The 18128-nt window shown below is 72.7% G+C and carries 12 protein-coding genes and 1 tRNA gene; 2 read left to right on the top strand and 11 right to left on the bottom strand.

Annotated features, from left to right (window positions below; translation table 11 throughout):
• Nucleotides 1–48 precede the first annotated feature (48 nt).
• On the bottom strand, nt 49–1044 hold the full coding sequence (locus IEW90_RS07540; RefSeq protein WP_188717547.1) for a TIGR03560 family F420-dependent LLM class oxidoreductase: 996 nt from the start codon (nt 1042–1044) through the stop codon (nt 49–51).
• Complete coding sequence (gene polA, locus IEW90_RS07535) at nt 1044–3665, bottom strand: DNA polymerase I (protein ID WP_188718074.1); 2622 nt, start codon at nt 3663–3665, stop codon at nt 1044–1046. The genes IEW90_RS07540 and polA overlap by 1 nt, the downstream gene beginning before the upstream one ends.
• A 76-nt stretch (nt 3666–3741) precedes the next feature.
• On the opposite strand from polA, the gene IEW90_RS07530 reads away from it, so the two are divergent.
• The gene (locus IEW90_RS07530) at nt 3742–4173 is read left to right on the top strand and encodes a PaaI family thioesterase (protein ID WP_229679537.1); all 432 of its coding nucleotides are present in this window, start codon (nt 3742–3744) and stop codon (nt 4171–4173) included.
• 230 nt (nt 4174–4403) lie between these two features.
• On the opposite strand, the gene IEW90_RS07525 is transcribed toward IEW90_RS07530, so the two are convergent.
• Together IEW90_RS07525 and IEW90_RS07520 are read right to left on the bottom strand one after the other, a co-directional pair.
• Nucleotides 4404–5273, bottom strand: coding sequence for a hypothetical protein (locus tag IEW90_RS07525; RefSeq protein ID WP_188717546.1), 870 nt, complete (start codon nt 5271–5273; stop codon nt 4404–4406).
• A 252-nt stretch (nt 5274–5525) separates the two neighbouring features.
• On the bottom strand, nt 5526–6173 hold the full coding sequence (locus tag IEW90_RS07520) for an ANTAR domain-containing response regulator (RefSeq protein WP_188717545.1): 648 nt from the start codon (nt 6171–6173) through the stop codon (nt 5526–5528).
• A 47-nt stretch (nt 6174–6220) separates the two neighbouring features.
• Here IEW90_RS07520 and IEW90_RS07515 point away from each other — a divergent pair.
• A tRNA-Leu gene (locus IEW90_RS07515) sits at nt 6221–6302 on the top strand.
• A gap of 62 nt (nt 6303–6364) precedes the next feature.
• Here IEW90_RS07515 and pyk read toward each other — a convergent pair.
• From pyk to trpC, 7 genes are all read right to left on the bottom strand, one after another.
• Nucleotides 6365–7858 carry a pyruvate kinase gene (gene pyk, locus IEW90_RS07510; RefSeq protein ID WP_188717544.1) on the bottom strand — a complete coding sequence of 498 codons (1494 nt, stop codon included), beginning with the start codon at nt 7856–7858 and terminating at the stop codon, nt 6365–6367.
• Between the two features lie 122 nt (nt 7859–7980).
• Nucleotides 7981–9432 (bottom strand): glutamate synthase subunit beta, encoded by a 1452-nt coding sequence (locus IEW90_RS07505; RefSeq protein ID WP_188717543.1) that lies wholly within the window; start codon nt 9430–9432, stop codon nt 7981–7983.
• The gene (gene gltB, locus IEW90_RS07500) at nt 9425–13990 is read right to left on the bottom strand and encodes a glutamate synthase large subunit (RefSeq protein WP_373284734.1); all 4566 of its coding nucleotides are present in this window, start codon (nt 13988–13990) and stop codon (nt 9425–9427) included. Before gltB ends, IEW90_RS07505 begins: the two co-directional genes overlap by 8 nt.
• Before the next feature lie 70 nt (nt 13991–14060).
• On the bottom strand, nt 14061–14999 hold the full coding sequence (lgt, locus tag IEW90_RS07495; RefSeq protein WP_373284755.1) for a prolipoprotein diacylglyceryl transferase: 939 nt from the start codon (nt 14997–14999) through the stop codon (nt 14061–14063).
• A gap of 230 nt (nt 15000–15229) precedes the next feature.
• Nucleotides 15230–16129: a tryptophan synthase subunit alpha gene (gene trpA, locus IEW90_RS07490; protein ID WP_188717542.1), complete on the bottom strand. Its 900-nt coding sequence runs from the start codon at nt 16127–16129 to the stop codon at nt 15230–15232.
• Nucleotides 16126–17343 carry a tryptophan synthase subunit beta gene (gene trpB / locus IEW90_RS07485; protein WP_188717541.1) on the bottom strand — a complete coding sequence of 406 codons (1218 nt, stop codon included), beginning with the start codon at nt 17341–17343 and terminating at the stop codon, nt 16126–16128. The genes trpA and trpB overlap by 4 nt, the downstream gene beginning before the upstream one ends.
• Entirely contained in the window at nt 17340–18128 is a 789-nt protein-coding gene (trpC, locus tag IEW90_RS07480) for an indole-3-glycerol phosphate synthase TrpC (RefSeq protein ID WP_188717540.1), read from the bottom strand. Before trpC ends, trpB begins: the two co-directional genes overlap by 4 nt.

The raw sequence follows: 18128 nt of genomic DNA, 5'->3' as shown, positions 1-18128 counted from the left end.
CGCGTGCGGGCGCGTCCGCGACCGCCGCGGCCGGCGTCGACGCGGTCGCTACGCGAGGTGCAGCATGACCTCGCGCTCGAAGAGGTCGATGCCCTCCTGGTCGAACGCGACCTCCGGCATGTACGCGATGAGCGTGTCGAGCCCCGCCTCGCGCATCGCGCCGAGGTGGTCGAGCAGCTGCTGCGGGGTGCCGACGACCGCGCCCTGCGTGCGGAAGCCGCTGCGGGCGTGCTCCGCGGGCAACGCCGTGTCGGCACGAGCATTGACCTCATCGGCGACGCGCCGCGCCTCCTCTTCCGTCGAGCGGAGCACCACGTTGAGGTTCGACGAGAGCCGCACCTCGGCCGGGTCGCGGCCCTCGCGCTCGAGGTGGCCGAGGAGGATGTCGCGCTTGCGCGCGAACTGCTCGGGCCCACCGCCGAAGTTCGCCGCGTCGCCCCACTTCGCGACGTAGCGGAGCGTGCGCTGCTCGCCGCCGCCGGCGATCCAGGTGGGGATGCGCGGCCGGCCGTCGCGACCGGTCTGCAGCGGCTGCGGGCGGCAGATGGCGCCGTCGACCTCGAACGACTCGGACGAGACGGTCGCCTCGCCGTCCGCCCAGAGCCGCTGGATGATCTGCACACCGTCGCGGAGCGCCGAGATGCGCTCGCCGACACCCGGGAAGCCGTAGCCGTACGCGCGCCACTCGTGCTCGTACCAGCCGGCGCCGATGCCGAACTCGAGCCGGCCGTCCGAGATGCAGTCGACGGTCGCCGCGATCTTCGCGAGCAGCGCCGGGTTGCGGTAGCCGATGCACGTGCACATCTGGCCGAGCCGCACCCGCTCGGTGCTCGCGGCGAGCGCGGCCATGAGGGACCACGCCTCGTGGGTCGCCTCGTCGGTGGGGTGCGGCGTCGTGTGCATGTGGTCGTACACCCACACCGACTCCCACGGACCCGCGTCGGCGCGCTGCGCGACGGCGAGCATCCGCTGCCACTGGTCCGCCGGTTCGATGCCCACGAGGTCGAGCCGCCAGCCCTGGGGCACGAAGAGTCCGAAGCGCATCAGTGCGCCGCCTCGTCCCAGTTGGCGCCGACGCCCACCTGCACCTCGAGCGGCACGGAGAGCTCGGCGGCGCCGGCCATCTCGTCGCGCACGAGCTGCTCGAGCGCCTCCCGCTCCCCTGCCGCGACCTCGAACACGAGCTCGTCGTGCACCTGCAGCAGCATCCGGGAGCCGAGGCCCTCGTCGCGGATGCGGCGGTCGATCGCGATCATCGCGCGCTTGATGATGTCGGCGGCGGAGCCCTGGATGGGCGAGTTGAGCGCCTGGCGCTCGGCGTTCTCGCGCAGCACGCGGTTCGACGAGGTGAGGTCGGGGAACGGGCGGCGGCGGCCGAAGATCGTGGTCGTGTACCCGTCGTCCTTCGCCTGCATCACGACGCCGCGCAGGTAGTCGCGGATGCCGCCGAAGCGCTGGAAGTAGTCGAGCATGAGCTGCTTCGCCTCGGCCTGCGTGATGCGCAGCTGCTTCGAGAGGCCGAAGGCGCTCAGGCCGTAGGCGAGGCCGTAGCTCATCGCCTTGACCTTCACGCGCTGCAGCGACGTGACCTCGCTCGGGTCGACGCCGAAGATGCGGCTGCCGACGAACCGGTGGAGGTCCTCGCCGGAGAGGAAGGCCTCGATGAGGCCCTCGTCGCCCGAGAGGTGCGCCATGATCCGCATCTCGATCTGCGAGTAGTCGGCGGTGAGGAGCGTCTCGAACCCCTCGCCGTGCACGAAGGCGCTGCGGATCTCGCGGCTCACCTCGGTGCGGACCGGGATGTTCTGCAGGTTCGGGTCGTTCGACGACAGGCGGCCCGACGCGGAGCCGGTCTGGTCGTAGCGCGTGTGGATGCGCTGGTCGTCGCCGACGGCGCGCTGCAGCGTCTCGATGATCTGCACGAGCTTCGTCGCCTCGCGGTGCTTGAGCAGCAGGTCGAGGAACGGGTGCGGGTTCGTCTCCTGCAGGTCGGCGAGGGCCTGCGCGTCGGTCGAGTAGCCCGTCTTGGTCGCGCGCGTCTTGGGCATGTCGAGCTCCTCGAAGAGCACCGTCTGCAGCTGCTTGGGGCTGCCGAGGTTCACCTCGTGGCCGATCTCGGCGAACGCCGCCTGCGCGTGCTCGGCCGAGCGCTCGCGGAGCTGGTCGTGGATGCGCCCGAGCACGGCGCCGTCGATCTGCACGCCCTGCCGCTCCATGCGGTCGAGCACGGGCATGAGGGGCAGCTCGATGCGGTCGAGCACGCCCTGCGTGCCCTCGTCGAGGCGCGTGCGCTGCGCGCGGGCGACCTCGCCCGTGAGCCACGCGACGGTGCCGAGCTGCTCGGGCTCCACCTCGGGCACGAGCTGGTTCGGGTCGGGGGCCGGCAGCGTCGCGCCGACGAGCGCCTCCGTCTGCCAGTCGAGCTCGAACGTCTTGGGCGGCGCCGTCGGCGTCGTGAGCCACGCGGCGACGCGCGTGTCGTGCACCGCCCCGCCGAGCTCGAGGCCCGAGCGGTGCAGGGCGCGGATCGCGGCCTTGACGTCGTGCAGGGCCTTCGGGGCGTCGGAGGCGAGCCACGCGACGAAGCCGTCGTAGTCGCCCGTGCCGTGCTTGTACGGCACGTAGGCGCTCGCGCCCTCGGTCGCGACGCCGAAGCCGGCGATCGCGCCGGCCTCATCGAGCGCGAGCGACACGGCGACCGTGCCCTGCGCGCGCTCGAGCCACAGGTCGAGCTCCTCGTCGACGAGCTTCTGCACCGCCGGCGCTGCGACCTCGGGCTCGAGGGCCGCGACGGCCTCGCCGCTGCCCTCCTGCTTGATGACCCGGTCGAGGAGCGTGCGGAACTGCAGGCGCTGGAAGACCTCCCGCAGCTTCGCCTCGTCGACGGCGCCGCGCGCGAGCTCCTCGGGCCGAACGCCGAGGTCGACGTCGGTGAGGAGCTTGTTGAGGCGGCGGTTGCGCTCGGCGCGCTCGCGCTGCTCGCGCAGGTTGTTGCCGACGACGCCCTTGATCTCGTCCGCGTGCGCGAGGAGGTTCTCGACGGTGCCGTACTGCTGGATCCACTTGACAGCGGTCTTCTCGCCGACCTTGTCGATGCCGATGAGGTTGTCGCTCGTCTCGCCGACGAGCGCCGCGATCTCGGGGTACTGCTCGGGCTCGATGCCGTAGCGCTCGCGCACCGCGTCGGGCGTGTAGTGCTTGAGCTCGGAGACGCCGCGGACGGCCGGGTAGAGCAGCGTGACGTCGTCGTTGACGAGCTGGATGGTGTCGCGGTCGCCGGAGACGACGAACACGTCCATGCCGGCCTTCCGGCCCTCGACGGAGAGGGTCGCGAGGATGTCGTCGGCCTCGTAGTCCTCCTTCGAGAGGGTGCGCACGCCCATCGCGTGCAGCGCCTCCTCGAGCAGCGGCACCTGGCCCTTGAACTCCTTGGGCGTCTCGTCGCGCGTGCCCTTGTACGCCTCGTACTCGCGGGTCCGGAACGAGAACCGCGAGATGTCGAACGCGACCGCGAGGTGCGTCGGGCGGTGGTCCTGGAGCAGCTTGAGGAGCATCGACAGGAACCCGTGGATGGCGTTCGTGTGCTGCCCCTCCGAGTTCACGAAGTTGTCGAGCGGCAGGGCGAAGAACGCCCGGAACGCGAGGGAATGGCCGTCGATGACCATGAGGGTAGGCTTCGTGTCCGACACGGCAGTCACCCTATCCCGGCCTGCCGACACCCCCATCGAGCGAGGAGCGCGCGTGACCGAGCACGAGGTCGACGAGGCCACGGACGCGCTGCTGGAGCGGCGCGGCGGACGACCCGGAGGCGAGCTCGCCGAGCGGATGGGCATCGAGTTCGTGAAGCTCTCGGCTGAGCACTCGATCGCGCGCATGCCCGTCGAGGGCAACCGCCAACCGGTCGGCTTCGTGCACGGCGGCGCGTACTGCGTCATCGCCGAGACGCTCGGCTCGGTGTCCGCGAACATCCACGCGGGCGAGGGCGCCGTCGCCGTGGGCGTCGACCTCAACGCGACGCACACGCGCTCGATCACCTCGGGCTGGGTCACCGCTGAGTGCCGCGCGCTGCACCTCGGCGGATCCATGACGGTGCACGAGATCGTCTGCACCGACGACGAGGGCCGACGCGCCTCGACCATCCGCATCACGAACTTCATCAAGCGCACCCGCTGAGGCGGCGGCGCCCCGCCACCGAGCGGTCAGCTCGTGCCCCCGACTGGTCACTCCTTGCTCGTGATCGGTCACGTTCTGCATCGACCGGTCGAGAACTGTCGTCATCGGTCGCTTCGTGCAGCAGATCTTGACCACTGATCGCCGAACGTGACCGATCGATGCGCGACGCGAGCGGCGCGGCGGATGCAGTCGCGTCGAGCCCGCCCGACCCAGCTGACAGCGTCCGGGGCTCAGCGCGCCGCGCAGCTCGCGAAGGCCTCGGCGATGGTCCGGACGATCTGCCTGCCGCCGTCGCGCAGGTCGCGCTTCGTCACCTGGATGATCGTCCATCCCAGCCTCCGAAGCTCGCGCAGCCGCGCGACATCGCGCTCCATCGCCTCCGCCGAGGCGAAGTGGTGCTCGCCGTCGTACTCGACGGCGAGCCGCAGCGCGGGCCACGCCAGGTCGAGGCGCCCCACGAACAGCCCGAACGCATCGCGGACCTCGTGCTGCAGCACCGGCGCTGGCAGGCCTGCCCGTACCACCAGGAGCCGCATCGCGGTCTCGCGAGGCGACTCCGCGCCGACGCGCACCTGCGCCAGCGCTCGGCGCGCCTTCGCCAGCCCGCGCGCGCCCGCGTAGCGGCGGATCGCCGCTGCGAGCTCCTCGACGGACGATGGCTGCGACCGCTGCGGAGACACCAGCCAGTCCCCGATCGCGACGAGCTCGTCGACCGAGAGCAGCGTCGCGAGGTGCACGAACGCGTCCGCCGGAGCCTCGACGCGCGCGCCGTCGATCAGGACCACCTCGGACTTGAGCCGGTGCCCGACGACCCCGGGCCGCCGCATCCGGCCGGCTCCGGTCGGCGAGGCGAGATGGACGCGCGGGTCCTCCTCGAGGCGACGCGGCAGCGGCATGCCGTGGATCAGCGCGGCCGTCGTGTGCGAGAAGTACTGGTCGTCGGCGGCGAGCGCCCGGATGGCGTCGAGCAGCCCGCCCGGTGCGGCCGGCGCGGTCCGCACCCCGCGCGCCGGGGCATCCCAGGCGGCGGAGCGAAGCTCGGCGGGCGTCATCCCCGAGTCGAGTGCGTCGCGGACGGTGAAGGCGTGTTCGGAGCGCATGGCCGCATCGTGCTCACCCTGCCGAACGCTCGTGCGACGTCGGGACAGCGATGTGGAGAGCAGCCGATGTGCGAACGATGATCGAGTGGTCGATCCGCGCGATCACTGGTCACCATCTGCTGCAGGAAGCGACCGATCCCAGCAAGAGACGACCACTCGATGCACGAAGTGGCCACTCCCTCGCGGGAGGTGACCACTCAGACGTGCGGGTGGAGGCGCGGCGGGCGCGGCGAGCCCAGGGCGCCGCCCGGGCTACTTCTTCGGCTTCTTCTCGCCGAGCTGTTCGATGACGGCGGCGGCGACCTCGGCCATCGTCAGGCGGCGGTCCATCGACGCCTTCTGGATCCAGCGGAACGCCTCCGGCTCCGACAGGCCCATGCGCTGGTTCAGCAGGCCCTTCGCGCGGTCGACGAGCTTGCGGGTCTCGAAGCGGTCGGCCAGGTCGGCGACCTCGGCCTCGAGCGCTCGGATCTGGTCCCAGCGGGCGAGCGCGATCTCGATCGCGGGCAGCAGGTCGTTCTGCGTGAACGGCTTCACCACGTACGCGAGGGCACCGGCCTCGCCGGCGCGCTCCACGAGCTCCTTCTGGCTGAAGGCGGTGAGCAGCACGACGGGCGCGAGCTTGGCGTTGCCGATGCGCTCGGCGGCCGTGATGCCGTCCATCTTCGGCATCTTCACGTCCATGACCACCAGGTCGGGCGAGAGCTCCGTCGCGAGCTCGACGGCGCGCTCGCCGTCGCCCGCCTCGCCGACGACCTCGAAGCCCGCGGCCTGCAGCGTCTCGACGATGTCGAGGCGGATGAGCGACTCGTCCTCCGCGACCACGACGCGCCGCGCGGTCGTGGCGGGCTCGGCGGGCGGGACGTCGAGCTGGGGCTCTGCGAAGAGGTCGTCGGTCATGAGGTCTAGCCTAGTGTTCGCGGCGGGCGCCCAGCGTCCGGCGCAGAGCCGGTGTGGCGGAATCGGCAGACGCGGCGCACTCAAACTGCGCTTCCGCGAGGAGTGTGGGTTCGAGTCCCACCACCGGCACGCACGGCGAGAGGGCGGCACCCGCAGGTGCCGCCCTCTCGTGGTCCGAGCCGGGAGGAGCGCTAGCGCTCCTCGGGGGCCGGCGTCGACCGGTGCGCGACCTCGATGCGGCGCTTGCCGTGGTACGCGGGCGCGGCCTCGCGGTGCACGTCGCCGACCGTGTGGATGCGCAGGTCGTTCGTCGAGCCCGAGATCCCGGGAGGGGATCCGGAGATGACGACGACCTTCTCGCCGACGGGCACGAGGCCCTTGCCGATGAGCACGTCGTCGACCTGCGCGAACATGTCGTCGGTGTCGCTCACGCGGTCGACGAGGTGCGTGGCCATGCCCCAGATCATCTGCATGCGGCTCTCGATCTCGGGGTCCGGCGTGAAGCCGAACGTCGGGATCGAGGAGCGCAGCCGCGACATGCGGCGCGCGGAGTCGCCCGACTCGGTGAAGACGATGATCGCCTTCGCCTCGACGAACTGGGCCACGTCGAGCGCGGCGAGCGTCATCGCGCCGCCCTGCGTGCGGGGCTTCGTGCCGAGCGGCGGGATGCGCTCGAGGCCCTGCTCCTCGGCGGCGACGACGATGCGCGCCATGGTCTCGATCGTCGTGATCGGGTGCTTGCCGACGCTCGTCTCGCCCGAGAGCATGACGGCGTCCGCGCCGTCGAGGATCGCGTTCGCGCAGTCGCTCGCCTCGGCGCGCGTGGGCCGCGGGTTCTCGATCATCGACTCGAGCACCTGCGTGGCGACGATGACGGGCTTCGCCCAGCGGCGGGCGAGCTCGATCGCGGTCTTCTGCACGAGCGGCACCTGCTCGAGCGGCAGCTCGACGCCGAGGTCACCGCGGGCGACCATGATGGCGTCGAAGGCGTCGATGATCTCGGCGAGGTGCTCGACGGCCTGCGGCTTCTCGATCTTCGCGACGACGGGGAGCCTGCGGCCCTCCTCGTCCATGATCTCGTGCACGCGCTCGATGTCCTTCGCGTCGCGAACGAACGAGAGCGCGATGATGTCGGCGCCGAGGTCGAGCGCCCACCGGAGGTCGTCCTCGTCCTTCTCGCTCATCGCGGGCACGTTCACGGCCACGCCGGGCAGGTTGATGCCCTTGTTCGACGACACCGGGCCGCCGACGACGACCTCGGTGACGACCTCCGTGTCGGTCACCTCGACCGCGCGCAGCGCGATCCGGCCGTCGTCGACCAGCAGCGGGTCGCCGGGGCTGACATCGGCCGGGAGGCCCTTGAAGGTCGTGCCGGCACGCGTGCCGTCGCCCTCGATGTCGTCGGTCGTGATCGTGAACCGGTCGCCCTCGGCGAGCTCGTAGGGCCCGCCGGGGATCTTGCCGAGGCGGATCTTCGGGCCCTGCAGGTCGACGAGGATGCCGACGGGGATGCCGAGCTCGTCGCTCGCGCGGCGGATGTTCCGGTACACCTCCTCGTGCACGCCGTGGTCGCCGTGGCTGAGGTTCATGCGCGCGACGTTGATGCCGGCCGCGATCGCGGCCTTGGTCTGGTCGTAGCCGGCGAGGGCCGGCCCGAACGTCGCGACGATCTTGGCTCTTCTCATCGCTTCTGCCTTCCGTCATCGCGCCGCCTGGGTGTTCGGCGCGAACGGTCTCCATCCTCGCAGAGCCGGAGTGCCCCGCGGGTCGGTGCCGGCCCCCGGCGCGATCGCCGGGGGCCGGACGCCTAGGCCGCGAACGGCCGGTCGGTGGCGCGCACGGGTGCGGGCAGGTCGGTGTCGCCCTCGAGGTAGGCGTCGACCGCGGCGGCCGCGGCGCGGCCCTCCGCGATCGCCCACACGATGAGCGAGGCGCCGCGGCCCGCGTCGCCGGCGACGAAGACGCCGGGCGCGTCGGTCGCGAAGTCGGGGCGGCGCTGCGGCACGCCGCGCTCGTACGGCACCTCGAGCGCGTGGCCGATCGAGGCGTCGGCGCCCGTGAAGCCCAGCGCGAGCAGCACGAGGTCGGCGGGGATCTCGCGCTCGGTGCCCGCCTTCGGGCGGCGGACGCCGTCGACGATCTCGGTCTCGGCGACCTTGAGCGCGCGCACCTCCCCCACCTCGTTGGCGAGGAACTCGACGGTGGACACGAGGTAGTGGCGGTCGCCGCCCTCCTCGTGGCTCGTCTGCACCTCGAACAGGTTCGCGTGGATCGGCCAGGGCTGGTGCTCGGGGCGCTCGGTGGGCGGCTGCACGCCGATCGCGAGGTTCGTGACCGAGAGCGCGCCCTGGCGGTGCGCGGTGCCGATGCAGTCGGATCCGGTGTCGCCGCCGCCGAGGACGACGACGTGCTTGCCCTCCGCGCTGATCTGGTTCGCGGGCACCGTGCCGGCGACGGCGCGGTTCTGCTGCACCAGGTAGTCCATCGCCAGGTGCACGCCGTCGAGCGAGCGGCCCGGGATCTCGAGGTCGCGCGCGACGGGCGCGCCGGTGGCGACGACGATCGCGTCGAAGCGCTCGCGCAGCTGCTCCCAGCTGAGGTCGCGACCGATCTCGACGCCGGCGCGGAAGCGGGTGCCCTCCGCGGTCATCTGCGCGAGGCGCGCGTCGATCGTGCGCTTCTCGAGCTTGAAGTCGGGGATGCCGTAGCGCAGCAGGCCGCCGATGCGGTCGTCGCGCTCGTACACGGCGACGGTGTGGCCGGCGCGCGTGAGCTGCTGGGCGGCGGCGAGGCCCGCGGGGCCCGAGCCGACGACCGCGACGGTCTTGCCGGTGAGGCGGGCCGGCGGGTGCGGCTCGGTCCAGCCGTTCGCGAACGCCTCGTCGGCGATGGTCTGCTCGATCGACTTGATCGTGACGGCGGGCTGGTTGATGCCGAGCACGCACGACGACTCGCACGGCGCGGGGCACAGGCGCCCCGTGAGCTCCGGGAAGTTGTTCGTCATGTGCAGCCGGTCGGCGGCCGCCCGGCCCTCGCCGCGCCACGTGAGGTCGTTCCACTCGGGGATGAGGTTGCCGAGCGGGCAGCCCTGGTGGCAGAACGGCACGCCGCAGTCCATGCAGCGGCCGGCCTGGCGCTTCAGCACCGCCTTGTCGCCCGGCTCGCCGATCTCGCGCCAGTCGAGGATGCGCACCGGCACGGGGCGCTTCTTGGGGAGCTCGCGCTCCGTCACCTTCAGGAAGCCGCGAGGGTCAGCCACCGGTCACCTCCAGGATCTGCCGCCAGATGTTGTCCGAGTCGGGGTCGAGCCCCTGCTGCTGCGCGTCGAGGCGGATGGAGCGCACCATCGCCCAGTCGCGCGGCACGAGCTTCGAGATGCGGGCGAGGCCCTCGTCGAGCAGGCGCTCGGCGACGGCGGAGCCCGTGAGCTCGAGGTGGCGCGCGAGGATCGCGCGCAGCTCGATCTCGTCCTCCTCGGCGAGGCGCTCGACGCGCAGCTCGCCCTGGTGGAACGAGTCCTGGTTGATGAGGCGCTCGTCGAGGTCGAGCACGTAGGCGACGCCGCCCGACATGCCCGCGCCGAGGTTGCGTCCCGTGCCGCCCAGGATGACGGCCACGCCGCCGGTCATGTACTCGAGCGCGTGGTCGCCGGCGCCCTCGCAGACCGCGGTCGCGCCGGAGTTGCGCACGAGGAAGCGCTCGCCCACGACGCCGCGCAGGTACAGCTCGCCGCTCGTGGCGCCGTAGCCGATGACGTTGCCGGCGATGACGTTCTCCTCGGCGACGAGCGCCGCGTCGGCCGCGGGCTGGACCGTGACGAGGCCGCCAGAGAGGCCCTTGCCGACGTAGTCGTTGGCGTCGCCGTGGAGGCGCAGCGCGATGCCGCGCGGCACGAACGCGCCGAGCGACTGGCCCGCCGAGCCGCGCAGCGTGAGGTCGACGGTGCCAGGCTCGAGGCCGTCGGCGCCCGCGTGGAGCGTCACGGCGTTGCCGAGCATCGTGCCGACGGCGCGGTCGGTGTTCGCGATCTCGAGGTCGAGCACGAGCCGCTCCCCCGCGTCGAGCGCGGCGCGCAGCTGCGGCAGCAGCCGCGTGTCGAGCTGGTCCTCGAGCTCGTGGTCCTGCACGGTCGTGCGGCGCGGGGCGCCGTGGACGCCTTCGGGGCGCGCGAGCACCGGGGCGAGGTCGAGCCCGTCGGCCTTCCAGTGCGCGACGGCTCGGTCGACCTCGAGGAGGTCGGCGCGGCCGATGGCCTCGTCGAGCGAGCGCAGGCCCAGCGACGCGAGGATCTCGCGCACCTCCTGCGCGATGAACTCGAAGAACTGCACCACGAACTCCGGCTTGCCCGTGAACCGCTCGCGGAGCACCGGGTTCTGCGTCGCGACGCCCACGGGGCAGGTGTCGAGGTGGCAGACGCGCATCATGATGCAGCCGGAGACGACGAGCGGCGCGGTGGCGAAGCCGAACTCCTCGGCGCCCAGCAGCGCGCCGACGATGACGTCGCGGCCCGTCTTCAGCTGGCCGTCGACCTGCACCGAGACGCGCTCGCGCAGGCCGTTCACCATGAGGGTGTGCTGCGCCTCGGCGAGCCCGATCTCCCACGGCGTGCCCGCGTGCTTCAGCGAGTTCAGCGGGCTCGCGCCCGTGCCGCCGTCGTGGCCCGAGACGAGCACGACGTCGGCCTTCGCCTTCGCGACGCCCGCCGCGACGGCGCCGATGCCCGACTGCGAGACGAGCTTGACGTGGATGCGCGCGGTCGGGTTCGAGCGCTTCAGGTCGAAGATGAGCTGCTTGAGGTCCTCGATCGAGTAGATGTCGTGGTGCGGCGGCGGCGAGATGAGGCCCACGCCGGGCGTCGCGTGCCGCGTGCTCGCGACCCACGGGTACACCTTGCCGGGCGGCAGCTGGCCGCCCTCGCCGGGCTTCGCGCCCTGCGCCATCTTGATCTGGATGTCGTCGGCGTGCGTGAGGTACATCGACGTCACGCCGAAGCGGCCGGACGCGACCTGCTTGATGGACGAGCGCCGCTCGGGGTCGAGCAGGCGGTCGACGTCCTCGCCGCCCTCGCCGGTGTTCGACTTCGCGCCGAGCCGGTTCATCGCGATCGCGAGCGTCTCGTGCGCCTCCTTCGAGATGGAGCCATAGCTCATCGCGCCGGTGGAGAAGCGCTTGACGATCTCGGAGACCGGCTCGACCTCCTCGATCGGGATCGCGCGGCCCTCGCTGCGCAGGCCGATGAGGCCGCGGAGCGTCTGCAGCTCCTCCGCCTGGCGGTCGACCATCGACGTGTACTCGCGGAACACGTCGTAGCGGCCCGTGCGGGTCGAGTGCTGCAGCTTGAAGACCGTCTCGGGGTTGAACAGGTGCGGCGCGCCGTCGCGACGCCACTGGTACTCGCCGCCGGTCGCGAGGCGCTCGTGCGCGTGGGGCGCGCGCTCGTCGGGGTAGGCGGTGAGGTGGCGGAGGCGCGCCTCCTCGGCGATGACGTCGAGGCCGACGCCGCCGAGCGGCGAGTGCGTGCCGACGAAGTAGCGGTCGACGAGCTCCTGCGAGAGGCCGACGGCCTCGAAGGCCTGGGCGCCGCCGTACGAGCCGACGGTCGAGATGCCCATCTTCGACATGATCTTCGTCACGCCCTTGCCGAGCGCCTTGATGAGGTTGCGCACCGCGGTGTCGACGTCGGCGCCGAGCTGGCCGGTGAGGGCGAGCTGCTCGGCCGTCTCCATCGCGAGGTACGGGTTCACGGCGCTCGCGCCGTAGCCGATGAGGAGCGCCACGTGGTGCACCTCGCGCACGTCGCCCGCCTCCACCACGATGCCGGCGCGCATGCGCGTCGACGCGGCGATGAGGTGGTGGTGCACGGCGCTCGTCATGAGCAGCGTCGGGATGGGCGCGAGCTGGTCGGTGGAGTCGCGGTCCGACAGGATGATGAACTGCGCGCCCTCGGCGATCGCGTCGTCCACCTCGCGGCACATCTCCTCGAGCCGGCGCTCCATGCCCTCCGGCCCCTCCTCCACGCGGTAGAGGCCCTTGACGACGACGGTGCGGCGCGAGCCGGGCGTGCGGTCGATCGCGCGGATCTTCGCGAGCTCGTCGTTGTCGATGACGGGGAAGTCGAGGATGATCTGGCTCGCGTGCGAGGGCGTGGCGGTCAGCAGGTTGCGGACCGGGCCGAGGCCCATGGTCATGCTCGTCACGATCGACTCGCGCAGCGAGTCGAGCGGCGGGTTCGTCACCTGCGCGAAGGCCTGCGCGAAGTAGTCGAACAGCAGGCGCGGGCGCTTCGAGAGCACCGCGATCGGGGTGTCGGAGCCCATCGCGCCGATCGGCTCGGCGCCGGTCTTCGCCATCGGGCCGATGAGGATGCGGACCTCCTCCTCGGTGTAGCCGAAGGTGCGCTGACGGCGCGTGACCGAGGCGGGGGTGTGCGCGACGTGCTCGCGGTCGGGCAGGTCGGCGAGGTGGATGCGGCTGCCCTCGAGCCACTCGCCCCACGGCTCCTGCGTGGCGAGCTGCATCTTGATCTCGTCGTTGGGGATGATCCGGCCGGCCTCGGTGTCGACGAGGAAGAGGCGACCGGGCTGCAGGCGGCCGCGGCGGACGACGCGGCTCGGCTCGATCGGCAGCACGCCGGTCTCGGAGGCCATGACGACGAGGCCGTCGGAGGTCTCGAGCCAGCGGCCCGGGCGCAGGCCGTTGCGGTCGAGGGTCGCGCCGACGAGCGAGCCGTCGGTGAACGAGATGGCGGCGGGGCCGTCCCACGGCTCCATGAGGAGCGAGTGGTACTCGGCGAAGTCCCGCAGCTCCTGGGGCATGTCGGGCTGGTTCTCCCACGCCTGCGGCACCATCATCATGATCGCGTGCGGCAGCGAGCGGCCGGCGAGCGTGAGCAGCTCGAGCACCTCGTCGAACGAGGCGGAGTCGCTCATGCCGGGCGTGACGATGGGCTTCAGCGGGCGCAGGTCGCCGAGCAGCTCGCTCGCGAGCTGCGACTCGCGGGCGCGCATCCAGTTGCGGTTGCCCTCGACGGTGTTGATCTCGCCGTTGTGGGCGATCATGCGCAGCGGCTGCGCGAGCGGCCACGACGGGAACGTGTTCGTCGAGTAGCGCGAGTGGACGATCGCGAGCTTCGTCTCGAAGCGCTCGTCGGAGAGGTCGGGGTAGAACGGCTCGAGCTGGAGCGTCGTCACCATGCCCTTGTAGGTGATGGTTCGGCTCGAGAGCGACGGCAGGTACTCGCCCACCTCTCGCTCGATGCGCTTGCGCAGGCGCCACGTGAGGCGGTCGAGCTCGATGCCGGCGACGGGCGTGCCCGCGGAGGCGACGAACACCTGCTCGATCGCGGGCATCGCCTCGCGGGCGAGCTTGCCGAGCGCCGAGGGGTCGGTGGGCACCTCGCGCCAGCCGAGCACCCGCAGGCGCTCCTGGCCGGCGAGCTCGCCGATGCGGTCGCGCACGGCGGCGCGCTCGGCGTCGTCGGTGGGCAGGAAGGCGAGACCGGCCGCGTACGCGCCCGCCTCGGGCAGGTCGAACGGCACGACGGCGCGCAGGAACGCGTCGGGCATCTGCGACAGGATGCCTGCGCCGTCGCCGGTGCCGGCGTCCGAGCCGACCGCGCCGCGGTGCTCGAGGTTCCGCAGCGCGTCGAGCGCGAGCGCGACGATGTCGTGGCCCGCGGTGCCGCGGGTGGTCGCGACCATCGCGAGGCCGCACGAGTCCTTGTCGTGGGCCGGGTCGTACATGCCGGTCGCCGCGGGCGACGTCATGCCGCGGAAGGGCGCGTGCCCCTCTCGCGGGAGGCTGGTCGATGCGCGCATCGTGCTCCTCTGCTCTCGCTGGTGGAGCGGGACGCCGTCGGCCCGCGAGCGCCCGTGCGGGCGCGGAGAACTACCTGGTTGCGGCCGCGGGATGGGCGGCGGGCTCTTCCTCGTCCTTGGTGCGGGACTCCGGGAGCTCGGTGTAGACCTCCGAGTCTACGGCATCCTCGGCGCCCGGCTCGCGCCCCGGCTGCCACGGCGACGGCTCGAGGCCGGGGTGGCGGCGCGTCTGCACGATCCAGACGACCACGCCGATCGCGATGGCGGCGAAGGCCATCCAGACGTTGGTGCGGATGCCGAGGAGGAGCTCCGACGGGTCGAGGCGGATGGTCTCGAACACCGAGCGGCCCGCGCCGTACCAGACGAGGTAGAGGGCGATGAGGCGGCCCCACTGCACGTCGCGCTTGCGGTCGAGCCACAGCAGCACCGCGGCGCCGAGCACGTTCCAGACGATCTCGTACGCGAACGTCGGGTGGAACAGCACGCCCTCGGGCAGGCCCACGGGGTAGGCGGGGTTCGTCGCCTCGATCTCGAGGCCCCAGGGCAGCCCGGTGGGCTGGCCGAAGAGCTCGTGGTTGAACCAGTTGCCGAGGCGGCCGGCGGCCTGCGCGAGCAGGAGGCCGGGCGCGAGCGCGTCGACGAAGGTGGTGAATCGGAGGCCCGTGCTGCGGCAGCCGATCCAGATGCCGAGCGCGCCGCCGATGAGCGAGCCGAAGATGGCGATGCCCCCCTCCCACACGCGCAGGACCGCGAGCGGGTCGGTGCCCGGGCCGAAGTAGTCGTCCGGGTGGGAGATGACGTGGAAGGCGCGAGCGAAGACGATGCCGAGCAGCACGGCCCAGACGGCGACGTCGATGACGTAGCCGGCCTCGACGCCGCGCTGGTGCAGGCGCCAGCCGGTGAGGGCGGCGGCGATGAGGATGCCGACGAGGATGCAGATCGCGTACGTCTGGATGCCCCAAGCCGGGCTCGCGAAGCGCGTGAGCACGCCCAGCGCGACGCCGATGATGAGCGACCAGAGCAGCGCGTCCGTGACCGTGCGGCGCGTGAGCGCGCCGCGCACGAGCGCGACCGCGGCGACGACCACGAAGAGCACGAGCGCCGCGACGAGGCCGACGACGGCGGTGCCGATCCACGAGCCCTGCGCGAGGTCGAGGATGCCGAGCGCGTCGAGCCACTGCCCGACGGGCACCTGCTGCCACTCGGGGGTCGGGCTGGGGATGCTCTGGAGGAGGTCGGTCACGCGTTCGCGCCCTTCTGGTCTGCCGCGGCGGCGGCCGGAGCCGCACCGCCGTCGATCGTAGCGGCGGCCGGGGCGTCGGGCTGCGCCTCGTCGGCCTGCGAGGCGTCGACCCGCGCGGCGCCAGCCGCGAGGGAGGCCGTCAGCTCGCGCACGGCCGGCACGCCGCCGTCGCCGAGCGCGCGCACGAGCGCCGAGCCGACGATGGCGCCGTCGGCGTACTCGAGCACGTCGCGCACCTGCTCGCCGGTGGAGATGCCGAGGCCGACGCAGCGCATCGCCGTCGTGCCCTGCGCGGCCGCGTGGGCCGCGATGCGGTCGCTGAGCGCCCGCGCCGCCTGGTCGACGTCGCTGCGGGCGCCCGTGGTGCCCATGGTCGAGACGGTGTAGACGAAGCCGCGCGAGGCGGCGATCGCCGCGTCGATCCGCGCGTCCGAGGACGACGGCGCTGCGAGGAACACGCGGTCGAGGTCGTGGCGATCCGCCGCGGCGAGCCACTCCCCCGCGTTCTCGGGCGTGAGGTCGGGCGTGATGAGGCCCGCGCCGCCCGCGGCGGCGAGCCGCTCGGCGAACCGCTCGACGCCGAAGCGCAGCACCGGGTTCCAGTACGTCATGACGAGCACGGGCGCGTCGGTGCGCGCGGCGATCGCCGCGACGCCCTCGAAGAGCTCCTCGAGGCGGAAGCCGCGCTCGAGCGTCGCCTGGGTGGCCGCCTGGATGACGGGGCCGTCCATGCCGGGGTCGGAGTACGGCACGCCCAGCTCGATCGCCGTCGCGCCGGCCTCCGCCATCGCGACGGCGGCGTCGACGCTCGTCGCCAGGTCGGGGTAGCCGACCGGCAGGTAGCCGATCAGCGCCCGCCCGCCGGAGGCGCGGATCGCGTCCTCGGTCCTGCTCATGCCTGCTCCGCGTCCTCGTCGAGCAGGCCGAACCAGCGGCCCGCGGTCGCGACGTCCTTGTCGCCGCGGCCCGAGAGCGAGACGACGAGCGTCGAGCCCGGCCGCTCCTCGGCGAGGCGCAGCGCGCCCGCGATCGCGTGGGCCGACTCGATGGCGGGGATGATGCCCTCGGTGCGCGTGAGCGCGAGGAACGCGTCCATCGCCTCCGTGTCGCTCACCGGCAGGTACTCGGCGCGGCCGATGTCCGACAGCCACGCGTGCTCGGGACCCACGCCCGGGTAGTCGAGGCCGGCGGAGATGGAGTGCGACTCGAGCGTCTGGCCGTCGTCGTCCTGCAGCAGGTACGTGCGCATGCCGTGCAGGAGGCCCGGCGCGCCGCGGCCGATCGAGAGCGCGTGGCGCTCGGTGGCGGCGCCGTCGCCCGCGGCCTCGAGGCCGATGAGCCGCACGTCGGCGTCGTCGAGGAAGGCGTGGAAGATGCCCATGGCGTTCGAGCCGCCGCCGACGCACGCGAGCACGGCGTCCGGCAGGCCGCCCGTCATGGCGATGACCTGCTCGCGCGCCTCCTCGCCGATGGCGCGGTGGAAGTCGCGCACCATCGCGGGGAACGGGTGCGGGCCCGCGACGGTGCCCATGAGGTAGTGCGTCGAGTCGACGTTCGCGACCCAGTCGCGCAGGCCCTCGTTGATGGCGTCCTTGAGCGTGCGGGAGCCGCTCGTGACGGGCACGACGGTGGCGCCGAGCAGCCGCATCCGGGCGACGTTGAGCGCCTGGCGCTGCGTGTCGACCTCGCCCATGTAGACGACGCACTCCATGCCGAACAGGGCGGCGGCCGTCGCGGTCGCGACGCCGTGCTGGCCCGCGCCCGTCTCGGCGATGAGGCGCGTCTTGCCGAGCCGCTGCGCGACGAGCGCCTGCCCGAGCACGTTGTTGATCTTGTGGCTGCCGGTGTGGTTGAGGTCCTCGCGCTTCAGCAGGATGCGCGCGCCGGCGCGCTCCGAGAGGCGCGTCGCCTCGGTGAGGAGCGACGGGCGGCCCGTGTAGTCGCGGCTGAGCCGCTGGAACTCGGCGAGGAACGCCGGGTCGCGGCGCGCCTCGTCGTAGCAGGCGGCGAGCTCGTCGATCGCCGCCATGAGCGGCTCGGGCATGAACGTGCCGCCGAAGGCGCCGAACCAGGGCCCCTCCTGCGATCGCAGGCTCTCGTGCGCGGTCATGCTGCCCTCCCGAACTCGGCGACGCGGGCGCGGGGGTCGCCGTCGCGGACTAGCGCCTCCCCCACGAGCACGGCGTCGGCGCCGTCGCGGCGGTAGCGCGCCACGTCGTCGGCGGTGCGCACCCCCGACTCCGCGACCGCCACGACGCCCGCGGGGATGCGGGCGCGCAGGTCGGCGAAGCGCTCGGGGTGCATGGTGAACGTCTTGAGGTCGCGCGTGTTGACGCCGAGGATGCCGGCCTCGGCCTCGAGCGCGACGTCGATCTCGGCCTCGTCGTGGACCTCGACGAGCACGGAGAGCCCGAGGTCGGTCGCGAAGCGGTGAAGCTCGACGAGGCGGGCCGCCGGGAGCGCCGCGACGATGAGCAGCGCCATGTCGGCGCCCGCCGCGCGCGCCTCGAGCAGCTGGTACTCGTCGGCGATGAAGTCCTTGCGGAGCACGGGCACGTCGACGGCCGCGCGGACGGCGCGGAGGTCGTCGAGCGAGCCGAGGAAGCGCCGGCCCTCGGTGAGCACGCTGATGGCGCTCGCACCGCCCGCCGCGTACTCGGCGGCGAGGGACGCGGGCTCGGGGATGTCGGCGAGCGCGCCCTTCGAGGGGCTCGCCCGCTTCACCTCGGCGATGATGTGCGGCCCGTCCGAGCCGGGCTTGGGCGTGCCGAGGAACGCGGCGGCGGCGCGCGGCGCGGGCGTCGCGAGCGCGAGCGCCTCGAGCCGCTCGATCGGGAGGTCCTCCCGCCGGCGCGCCGCGTCCTCGAGCGCGCCCTCGGTGAGCGCGTCGAGCAC

Origin of the sequence: Agrococcus terreus (assembly GCF_014645235.1) — a bacterium.
Classification (GTDB): domain Bacteria; phylum Actinomycetota; class Actinomycetes; order Actinomycetales; family Microbacteriaceae; genus Agrococcus; species Agrococcus terreus.
Note: the sequence above shows the minus strand (reverse complement) of the source record. Positions and strands in the feature narration are given on the sequence as shown.